This is a genomic window from Kineosporia sp. A_224, from assembly GCF_002198655.1.
Lineage (GTDB): Bacteria > Actinomycetota > Actinomycetes > Actinomycetales > Kineosporiaceae > R-H-3.
The window spans coordinates 1-9931 of record NZ_MWLN01000143.1 but is presented as its reverse complement, the minus strand read 5'-3'; the positions used below and the strand labels follow the sequence as shown (position 1 = coordinate 9931).

The following is a 9931-nucleotide window of genomic DNA, read 5'->3' as shown; positions in this document are numbered from 1 at the left end:
CCCCACGCCGTCCGACCCCACGCCGTCCGGCCCCGCACCGGACCCGACACCGACCGCCGAACCCACCGGCGTGCTCGACCCGGTGACCGACCCGCTGGCCTCGGTCGGGGTGGATGTCGGGCTGCCGCTGCCCTGACCTGTAACGCCTGCGCCTGCTGCGGGCACCACCTGTGCGGAGCGAGCGACGGACGGTCGCCCCGGACAGGGCGGTGCGCGATGACGATGCCGGACGTCGGGTTCGACAACCTCTTCGTCGTCAGCACGGTCGCCCTCCTCGTGCCGCTCCTGCTCGGGTTCCTGCCAGGGCTGCGGGTGCCGGCCGTCGTCGTCGAGATCCTCGCGGGAGTCGTGCTCGGTCCGACCGGCCTGGGGTGGGTGCAGGTCGACGAGGTCGTCGCCGTCCTCGCGGTGCTGGGGCTGGGGTTCCTGCTCTTCCTCGCCGGGCTGGAGATCGACGTGCGGGCCCTCGGCGGGCCGGCACTGCGGTCCGCCGGCCTCGGCTACGTCGTGACGATCGCGCTGGGGCTCGCGGCGGGGCTCGGCCTGCAGGCCGCCGGATGGGTGCGCAGCGGCCCGCTCGTCGCGGTGGCGCTGTCGGCGACCTCGCTCGGCCTCGTGGTGCCCGTGCTCAAGGACGCAGGCGCCGACCGCGCTCCCGTGGGCCGGCTCACCGTGGCCGCCGCGACGGTCGCCGACTTCGCGGCCGTCGTCCTGCTCTCGCTGCTCTTCTCCGCGACCGGCAGCACCGGCGCGACGACGGCGCTGCTGTCCGCGTTCGCCGTGCTCGCCGTCGTCGTCGCCGTCGCGGTCCGCCGGGCCGGTACGTCGATGCGCCTCGGCGACGTGCTGCTCCGGCTGCAGGACACGACGGCGCAGGTCCGGGTCCGGGCCGCGGTCGTGCTCCTCGTCGGCTTCGTCGCGCTCGCGGCCCGGTTCGGGATCGAGACGATCCTCGGCGCCTTCGTGGCCGGCGCCGTGCTCGCGACCGTCGACCGCGACGCCGCCTCGCACCCGCACCTGCGCACCAAGCTCGAGGCGATCGGCTACGGCTTCCTCGTGCCGGTGTTCTTCGTCTCGAGCGGGGTCAGGCTGGACCTGAGGGGCCTGCTCGCCGACCCGGCGGCCGCGCTGCGGGTGCCCGTGCTGCTCCTGGCGCTGCTCCTGGTCCGCGGGCTGCCGGCGCTGCTGTTCCGCCGCGTCCTCGACGGCCCCGCGACGCTGGCCGCCGCGCTGCTGCAGGCGACGTCGCTGCCGTTCGTCGTCGCGGCGACCCAGATCGGGGTGGCCACCGGGGCCATGAGCGGCGTCACCGCGGCCGCGTTCGTCAGCGCCGGCGTGCTGTCGGTCCTGTTCTTCCCGGCCGCGGCGCTGGGTCTCCTGCGCCGCAGCAGGGCGGCGGAACCGGCGGTCGCCGCGGCGCCGTGAGCGGGGGCCGTGATCAGTGCGGTGGCCCGCCCGAGTACACCCGGCCGAGCATCGCGACCCACTGGTGCACGGCGTCCTCGTTGGGTGCGAGCGCACCCGGCCGGAAGTGCGGCGACGCGAGCCCGCGCTGGACGGACTCGCACGCGGCCCAGTCCTCGCGGTTGGTGATGTCCCAGAAGTCCATGGCGTAGCGCGGGTCGAAGCCCGGCCGGGAGAACGCCTCCTCGGGGAACAGCCACGAGCACTCGACCCACGTCCGGTCCGGGGCGAGGGCCACCATCCGGTGCGTCATGACGTAGTCGGGGTGCAGCGAGACGAGGATGTTCGGGAAGAGCCCGAGGTAGAGCACCTTGCGCGGGTCGACGCCCTCGATCGGCGTTCCCAGGCTGCTGCCGTCGAGGGACATCGTGACGGCGTGGTCCTTGAGGTCCATGCTGCCGCCGACCCAGGCGCCGGGCAGGTCCCAGTTGTCGCCGGAGTCGGGCGGGGCGACGGCGCACAGCTCGGGGTGGATCGACGGGCAGTGGTAGCACTCGTGGTAGTTCTCGCAGATCACCTTGTAGTTCGCGGCGAGGACGTACTCGTGCCGCCCGCCCAGGCGCAGGGTCTCGGGGCGGTACGGCGCGACGAGGTTCTCGAGGCCGCCGAGGTAGGTGGCCAGCGGGGCCGCGGTCCCGGTCGCGTTGACCATGACCCAGCCGTGCCAGAGCTCCAGCGGCACCGGCAGCAGCGGGTTGTCGGTGCGGTCGAAGCCCGGGGCGTCCTTCATCCCCGGCGCGGCGACGAGGCGGCCGTCGAGGCCGTAGCTCCACAGGTGGTACGGGCAGGTCAGGGACCTGGCGGACGCCGTGCAGCCGTCGGCGAGGAGCTCGTGGCCGCGGTGCCGGCAGGTGTTCGCGAAGGCCTTCAGCGCGCCGTCCACCCGGGTGAGCAGCACGGGGACGTCGCCGACCGTCACGGCCTGCTGGGTCGTCCCCGCGGGGACGACCTCGTCCTGGCGGCCCAGGCACACCCAGCCGGCGGCGAAGGCGTGCCGCTTCTCCCAGTCGAGGACCCGCTGGTCCGTGTACGCCTCGGCGGGCAGCATCGTCGAGCGGCCGAAAGGCTGCAGCGACCGGGCGAGGGCCGCGGGGTCGATCGGCGCGGGCGGGACGGCCGAGGCGGCCGAGGTCGTCCGGGGCGCCGGGGTCGTGGTCGTCACGTGGTCCTCCCTGGGGCGGGGTCTGCCGGGTCAAGATCATGTCGCGGTCCTGTGCGCGCGGGCCGGGCGCCGCTAGCCTGCCCGGATGGGCAGACGACGGGCGGACGTGCGGCGGGAGGAGATCCTGCGCGCCGCGGCGGTCGTGGTGTCGCGCAACGGGTTCGCCCGCACCCGGGCGGCGGACGTCGCCGAGGAGCTGGGCGTCAGCACGGCGCTGGTCTTCTACCACTTCGAGACCAAGGAGCGGCTGCTGTCGGAGGCCTTCGCGTTCGCGGCGGCCGCCGACCTGGACCGGCTCGGCCGCGCGGTCCAGGCCCGGGGGACCTGCACCCAGCGGCTGCGGGCCGTGCTGCGGCTCTACGCGCCCGCCGGTGAGGCGCCGGGCTGGACCCTCGACATCGACGCCTGGTCGGAGGCGTTGCGGACGCCGGAGATCCGGGCCGCCTCGCAGGAGGTCGACCGGCAGTGGCGGGCGGCGATCGAGCAGGTCGTCCGGGACGGCGTCGAGGCGGGCGAGTTCAGCTGCGAGGACCCGGCCGCCTCCGCGCTGCGGATCGCCGCGATGCTCGACGGGCTGGCGGTCGCGACCCAGGTGCGGGTGAGCGTGCGGCGCGCGCAGGCGGCCCGCTGGGCGGCCGAGAGCGCGGCCCGCGAGGTGGGCCTGCCGCCCGAGGTGCTCCTGCTGCGCGGCGGGCGCCGCCCGGTCGGGTAGCTGCATCGTCAGACCAGCCACGTCAGACCAGCCACGTCAGACCAGCCAGGTCAGCGGCGCGTCCGGGTCGGTGAGCGCGCGCCGGGTGAGGCTGAACGCCGACAGGTCGGTCGACGACGTCCCGGTCGTCGCGAGGTCGGCGAGCACCCGGCCGAACCACGGCGCGAACTTGAAGCCGTGCGCCGAGCCGAGCCCGACGACGACGTTCTCGTGGCCGGGCAGCCGGTCGAGGACGAAGTCCCGGTCCGGGGTGAGGGTGTACAGGCACGTCGTCACGGTCCGGACGTCGAGCGCCCCGGGCACGAGGACGCGCATGAACGCCCGGGCCCGGCGCAGGGCGTCCTCGTCGGTGTCGTACGTGCGCGTCTCGGGGTCGACCGGCTGCCCGCCGCAGTCCTGGCCGACCTTGACGCTCGCCTGGAAGTACGTCGGGAAGCCGTAGAAGGACGGGTCGTCCATCCAGATCCACACCGGGAAGGCGCCTTGGGCGTGCCGGCCGCCGCGGCCCTGATCGTCGGCGTCCGCCACCGAGAAGTGGACGACCTGCTCCTTCGTCACCGTGAGCGGCACGCTCGCGTCGACCGAGGCGAGGACGTCGTTCGTCCAGGCGTCCGCGGTGACGACGACGGTGCGGGCGAAGTGCCGGGTGCCCTCCGCCGTCCGGATCGCGACGCCGTCGCCGAGGTCGACGAGCTCGACGACCTGGTGCTCGTCCCGCAGGTCCGCGCCGAACCGCCGGGCCTGCTCCTGCATGACGCGGGTGCCGCGGCCCGCCGGGACGATCCCGGTGAGCTCCTGGTGGAGCACGGTCGTCCCCTCGGGCACGGCCAGCCCCGGCCAGCGGCCGCGGGCGGTGGTCGCCGTGAGCACCTGGTGGGGGACGCCCATGACCGCCATCGAGTTGACGTAGTCCTCGATGTCGATGGCCGCCGCGGGCGGGAACAGGTCGACCCCTCCGGTGCGCAGGACGAGCTGCTCGGAGCTGTCGGACTCCAGGGCGGCCCAGTCCTCGTAGGCCTCGATCGCCGCGGACACGTAGTTCGGCGTGTGGTAGCTCAGCCGGATGATCCGGGTGTCGCCGTGCGAGGCGCCCCTGACGTGCCCGAACGAGAACCGCTCCAGCCCGAGCACGGACCTCCCGCGGCGCGCCAGCTGCCAGGCGGTCGCGCTGCCGAGTGCCCCGAGCCCGACGACGGCGACGTCGTAGGGCTCCCTGACGGGGTGCACCGGCCGCTCACCCGGCCCGGTCGTCGTCGGCCGGTGCCGTCGCGCCCGGTGGCCGGTGCGCGGCGAGGCGGGGCAGCAGCCACCGCCGGATGTCGAGGCTGTCGTCCTCCATGGGTCCGTACCAGCCCTTCTCGTAGAACGCCGAGCTCATCCCCGACTGCACGCTCGCGCACACCTCCCAGTCCTGCCGGTTCACCAGGTCCCAGAACCCGGCGCAGTCCTCGACGTCGAGGTGCGCCTCCTCGGGGGCGACCAGCACGTCGAACGTGACCCGGGTCCGCGCGACGCCGACCGCCTCCAGGAGGAAGGATGCCGCGTGCTCGGCCGAGAGCGACAGCATGAGGTTCGGGTAGACGAGCTCGCCCTTGTGCCGGGTGCGCTCGTCGGCGTCCAGGCCGGGGAACGGCGTGCGCGGCGAGCCGCCGGAGAACGAGAACGTCCAGGCGCCGTCCCGGTGCGGGATGCCGGCCTCCCAGTCGAGCGGGCCGCCGTCCGGGGCGAGCCCGCCGTGCCCGAAGGCCGGGACGAGCCGGGTCAGCTCGGGGTGCACGCCGGCGCAGTGCAGGCACTCGTTGTAGTTCTCCGCGATCACCTTCCAGTTCGCGTCGACGTCGTAGACCGCGCGGTAGGCGCTGACGAGCCGGTCGAGCGGGTAGCGGGCGGTGCGGTCGACGACGGCGCCGAGGCTCTCGGTGAGCGACGGGCCCGACGGCGCCCCGCCGGGAAGGAGGCGGACGAAGACGAACCCGCCCCAGGTGGCCGCCTCGACCGGCGCCAGCGTGAACCGCGCCGGGTCGAACCCGTCGACGCCGTCGAAGTGCGGGGCACGGAGCAGGCCGCCGTCGAGCCCGTACGTCCACGAGTGGTACCGGCAGCGCAGCGCCTTCGCGCCGCACGGGGCCGGCGGGTCGCCGTCGGCGTGCGGGACGACGCGCGCCCCGCGGTGCCGGCACACGTTCGCGTGCGCGTGCAGCGTGCCCGCGGCGTCCGTCGTGAGGAGCAGGCTCTCGCCGTGCACCTCGACGACGGCGAGCCGCTCGGCCGCGTCGAGCCCCAGCCCGGCGAGGCGCCCCGCGCACGTCCACTCCCGGCGCAGGACGGCGTCCCGCTCGTGCCGCCACAGCCCGGCGTCCACGTAGTGCTCGCGCGGCAGCGCCGCCTCCAGGCCCGTCATCGCCGGCTCCCCGCGGCCCGGTGCCTCAGGCCCGGCCGGCGAGCCGGCGGACCCGGCTCCGCAGGCGCTCGGAGCGGCGGTCGGCGAGCACCTGCCGGACGACGTTGCGCCCCGGGATGCCCGTGACGCCGCCGCCGCCGTGGGTCGCCGAGCCGGCCTGGTAGAGCCCGGCCACGGGCGTCCTCAGGTCGGCGAACCCGGCCGCGGGGCGGGCGTGGAACATCTGCCCGAGGGTCAGCTCGCCGTGGAAGATGTTGCCGCCCACGAGGTGGTACTTCGTCTCCATCTCGTGCGGGCCGATGACCTGCCGGCCGACGACCGAGCCGGCGAAGCCCGGTGCGACGGCGTCCATCCGGGCGACGAGCCGGTCGGCGTAGGACTCCAGCTCGTCCTGGTGCGGCTCGGTGTTCCAGGTGTGCGGCACCCACTGGGTGAACATCGAGACGACGTGGTGGCCGGGCGGGGCGAGCGAGTCGTCGAAGACCGACGGGATGCAGACGTCGGCGAAGGGCAGCGTCGAGGGCCGGCCGGCGACGGCCTCCTGGTAGGCGTTCTCGAGGTCGTCGACGCTCTCGGCGAGGACGATCGTGCCGCCGTGCACCTGCGGGTCGTACTCCGGGTGCGAGGTGAACGTCGGCAGCCGGTCGACCGCGACGTTGACCTTGACCGTGCCGCTGCGGGTCTTCCAGCGCTCGATGTCGGTGACGAAGTCGGCGGGCAGGTCGCGGCGGTCGAGCAGCCGCAGGAAGGAGATCTGCGGGTGCGCGGTCGTGATGACGGTGCCCGCGCGGACCGTCGTGCCGTCCTCGAGGGTGACGCCCGTCGTCCGCCCGTCGCGGACGTCGATCCGGGCGACCGGGGCGGACGTGCGGACCGTCGCGCCGAGCGCCCGGGCCGCTGCGGCGAGCGCCCGGGTCACCCCGCCCATGCCCCCGCGGGGGAAGCCCCACGCGCCGGTCTGGCCGTCGCCGAGGTCGCCGACGTGGTGGTGCAGGGTCACGTACGCGGTGCCCGCCGAGCGCGGCCCGGCCCACGAGCCGATGCAGCCGGAGACCGACAGGACGCCCTTGAGCGCGTCGGACGTGAACCGGTCCTCGAGGAGGTCCGCGACGGAGGCGGAGAAGAGCCGGGCGATGTCGACGGCGCCGCGGGTGTCGACGTCCTTGAGCCGGCGGAGCATGAGGGCCTGCCGGGCGAGGTCGGCCGGTCGGCGCGAGCCGAGCGCGGGCGGGATGTCGGCGAGCATCGGGCCGAGGATCTTCCCGAGGCGGCCCATCTCCTCCTCCCACGCCTCGTAGGCGTCGGCGTCCTTCGAGGAGAACTTCGAGATCTCGGCGTGCCGTGCGCGCGGGTCGTCCGGCAGCCGCAGGTGGGTGCCGTCGCGGCGCGGGGCGAAGTACGGGCCCTGCGGGTACACGTGGTAGCCGTGGGCCGCGAGGTCGAGGGCCTTGACGATCGACGGCGGCAGCAGCGAGACGACGTAGGACAGCGAGGTCACCGTGTAGTCCGGGCCGAACGGGTGCTCGCTCACGGCCGCGCCGCCGACGACCTCGCGGGCCTCGCAGACCAGGACGGACAACCCCTCCCGGGCGAGCAGCCCCGCGGCGACGAGGCCGTTGTGGCCTGCGCCGACGATGACGACGTCGTACCCGTCCCGAGGCTCCATGACCGGAGTTTACTGACTCGTGAATCAGCAGACCAGGCTTGACAGGGACCGGCGGACCTGGTGCGGCCCGTTGTGCCGCAGGAGAATGGAGGCGGAGCGGGGCGTCGGGGACGCACCGCGGAGCCGGTGCACGCACTCCGCCCAGGGGAGGGGAGTGCAGTGCGCGAGGCTCTCACCGCACGCAGGACCGCAGACCGCACGTGGCTGCGGCGCAGGACGCTCGTCGGGCTGGCCGTGGTCGCCTGCGCGGTGCCGGCCGGGCTCGCCGGCGCGACCGCCGCCGCGTCGCCGGCGCAGGCCGCCACGACGACGCCGGTGCTCGTCGACGTCCGGGCCGCCCACCACCCCGGCTACGACCGGGTGGTGTTCGAGTACACCGGCAAGGGGCCGACGGCGTACACGGCGAAGTACGTGACGACGCTGGTCGCCGACGGCTCCGGGCAGAAGGTCCCCGTGGCCGGCCGGGCGATCCTGTCCGTCGTCATGCGTGACGTGGACGCCCACACCGTCGCCGGCAAGGTCCCGACGCCGCTGCGCCAGGCGTTCGCGCTGAAGAACGTCACCTCGACCGTGCGGTCGGGCGACTTCGAGGCCGTCGTCTCGTACGGCGTCGGCCTGCAGAAGAAGACGGCGTTCCACACCCACCGGCTGAGCAGCCCGGCCCGGGTGGTCGTCGACATCACGACGCCGTTCACCACGGTGAACCGCAGGGTCTGGTTCGCCGACTCCGACAAGGTCGCGGCGAACGTCGCGAACCCGATCACGTCGGTGTGGCGCCAGGTGCTGCCCACGACCCCGGCGACCGGGGTCATGGACCGGATCTACGCCGGCCCGACGAAGGCCGAGAAGGCGGACGGGCTGTTCCTGCAGACCTCCCGGACGACCGGCTGGACGAACCTGCGGATCTCCTCGGACGGCATCGCCCGGGTGCAGCTCACGGGCCCGTGCGGTGACGGCTCGGCGGTGGTCACCGTCGCCTCCGAGATCTTCCCGTCGCTGCGCCAGTTCTCGACCGTCGACCACGTGAAGGTCTACGGCCCGGACGGCACCACCGAGTACCCGACCGGGCACCGCGACTCGATCCCGGAGTGCCTCGAGCCGTAGCCGCGGTCGTGCCCGGGGCGCCGGGTGCAACCTCCGGACGCCGGCCCGCGTCGTTCTGACGCGGACCGGCGTCCGTGCCGTCCGTCGCCACGAGGAGCCGTCGCATGAGACCCGAGGACTACGTGCCCCCGCAGGTCGCGGCCCGTCGGGCCCGCGAGGTGCCGGTGCCCGAGCCGACCTGGTGGCAGCGGGTGCAGGACCCGGTCGTCATGACCGGGATCGTCGCCGTCGCCGTCGCGTGGGCGTTCGTCGCCTACGCGTACGGCCGCCGGGAGGCGTCCCTCTACAGCGGCCTGCTCCTCGGGCTCGGGCTCGCGGCCCTGCTGCGGCCGGGCTGGGGGATGTACTTCGGCAGCCGGTGGGAGTACGCGCAGGAGCCGGTGCCGTCCCGGGCCGCGCTCGTCATGACCCGCTTCTCCGGTGTCGTCATGTGCGCGGCGGCGGTCGCGTTCTCGTTGTGACCCGGGTGCCGCTCAGCTGACGTCGATCCGGCCCTGCTTCAGGGTCAGGGTGTCCGCCTTGATGTAGGCGACCTGCGACGTGACGTCGGTGAAGATGATGAACGGGAACGTGAGCGGCGGCGGCGAGTCCGGCGACAGGTTCAGCGGCAGCAGCCCGAAGGCGTTTCCGGACTGCTTGAGCACGTAGAGCTCGACGTTGCCGCGGAGCACGACGTCGGTGCCCGCGGTGATCCGCATCGTCGCGCCGTTGGCGGTGACGGACTCCTTGATGCCCTTGATCGTCACGCTGTCCGCGGTGAACTTGAGCACCCGGAACGTCGAGCCGTCGATCCGGGTCAGCGTCGTGACGCCGTCGTAGGAGAACCCGGTGAGGGTCTGCGACGACGCGTCGATGCCCGTCGGGACCCCGGTGACGACGAGCCCGCCCGCCGCGGCGGCCCTCGGCTGGGCCACCGGGTCGCCGGCGGCGGCCGCGGCCGCCTGGGCCTGCTGGCACGCCTTCATCGCGTCGGCGGCCTGCTGGGCGGTGTCGCTGCCCAGACCGACCGCGCGGCTCGGGCCCTGCTGCGGGTCGCAGGCAGCCTCGACGGCGGCGGCGGAGCCGTCGGCGGGCGGGGCCGCCGGGTCGGCAGGTGTCGCGGGGTCGCCCGGCTTCGCGGGGTCGGCCGGCTTCGGGTCGGCCGGCTTCGGGTCCGCGGGTTTGGCCGGGTCGGCCGGCGTCGTGGTGCTCGGCGCGGGCGCCGGGGTCGGGGTCGGGGACGGCGCGGGCGCCGGGCACAGCCAGGGGAACAGGTCGCAGAACGCGCTCGCGCGCGGGGCCGAGGCGGCGGGTGCCGAGGCCTGCGCCGGGGCCGCCAGCGCGGTCGTCAGCGCGACGCCGAGGACGACCGCCGTGAGCCGGGTCGCACGTGCCCCGCGCGTCACCGGACGACCGACGAGCGGGAGTCCGCCCGGAAGGGGT

Annotated in this window: 8 protein-coding genes and 1 pseudogene; 4 read left to right on the top strand and 5 right to left on the bottom strand. The window is 74.7% G+C overall.

Features of this window, described 5'->3' with window-relative positions; all coding sequences use genetic code 11:
• Positions 1 to 216: 216 nt before the first annotated feature.
• Entirely contained in the window at positions 217 to 1425 is a 1209-nt protein-coding gene (locus EDJALFJO_RS12710) for a cation:proton antiporter (RefSeq protein WP_198950244.1), read from the top strand.
• A gap of 13 nt (positions 1426 to 1438) precedes the next feature.
• Here the strand turns inward: EDJALFJO_RS12710 and EDJALFJO_RS12705 are convergent, their stop codons facing one another.
• Positions 1439 to 2626, bottom strand: coding sequence for an aromatic ring-hydroxylating dioxygenase subunit alpha (locus EDJALFJO_RS12705; RefSeq protein ID WP_198950243.1), 1188 nt, complete (start codon positions 2624 to 2626; stop codon positions 1439 to 1441).
• A gap of 85 nt (positions 2627 to 2711) precedes the next feature.
• On the opposite strand from EDJALFJO_RS12705, the gene EDJALFJO_RS12700 reads away from it, so the two are divergent.
• Entirely contained in the window at positions 2712 to 3338 is a 627-nt protein-coding gene (locus tag EDJALFJO_RS12700) for a TetR/AcrR family transcriptional regulator (RefSeq protein ID WP_088285744.1), read from the top strand.
• A gap of 36 nt (positions 3339 to 3374) precedes the next feature.
• On the opposite strand, the gene solA is transcribed toward EDJALFJO_RS12700, so the two are convergent.
• Genes solA through EDJALFJO_RS12685 form a run of 3 tightly spaced genes read right to left on the bottom strand, consistent with a single transcriptional unit; the run spans position 3375 to position 7405 of the window.
• Entirely contained in the window at positions 3375 to 4565 is a 1191-nt protein-coding gene (gene solA, locus EDJALFJO_RS12695) for an N-methyl-L-tryptophan oxidase (RefSeq protein WP_088285742.1), read from the bottom strand.
• A 7-nt stretch (positions 4566 to 4572) separates the two neighbouring features.
• The gene (locus tag EDJALFJO_RS12690; RefSeq protein WP_088285740.1) at positions 4573 to 5739 is read right to left on the bottom strand and encodes an aromatic ring-hydroxylating dioxygenase subunit alpha; all 1167 of its coding nucleotides are present in this window, start codon (positions 5737 to 5739) and stop codon (positions 4573 to 4575) included.
• 25 nt (positions 5740 to 5764) lie between these two features.
• A complete protein-coding gene (locus EDJALFJO_RS12685; RefSeq protein WP_088285738.1) occupies positions 5765 to 7405 on the bottom strand; it encodes an NAD(P)/FAD-dependent oxidoreductase in 1641 nt (546 codons plus the stop codon).
• 159 nt (positions 7406 to 7564) lie between these two features.
• Here EDJALFJO_RS12685 and EDJALFJO_RS12680 point away from each other — a divergent pair, with 159 nt between their 5' ends.
• Both EDJALFJO_RS12680 and EDJALFJO_RS12675 read left to right on the top strand, forming a co-directional pair.
• Complete coding sequence (locus tag EDJALFJO_RS12680; RefSeq protein ID WP_088285736.1) at positions 7565 to 8509, top strand: hypothetical protein; 945 nt, start codon at positions 7565 to 7567, stop codon at positions 8507 to 8509.
• 104 nt (positions 8510 to 8613) lie between these two features.
• Positions 8614 to 8970, top strand: a complete 357-nt coding sequence (locus EDJALFJO_RS12675) for a hypothetical protein (RefSeq protein WP_088285734.1) — start codon at positions 8614 to 8616, stop codon at positions 8968 to 8970.
• A gap of 12 nt (positions 8971 to 8982) precedes the next feature.
• On the opposite strand, the pseudogene EDJALFJO_RS12670 reads toward EDJALFJO_RS12675, so the two are convergent.
• A pseudogene (locus EDJALFJO_RS12670) lies at positions 8983 to 9931 on the bottom strand (hypothetical protein); the annotation flags it as partial.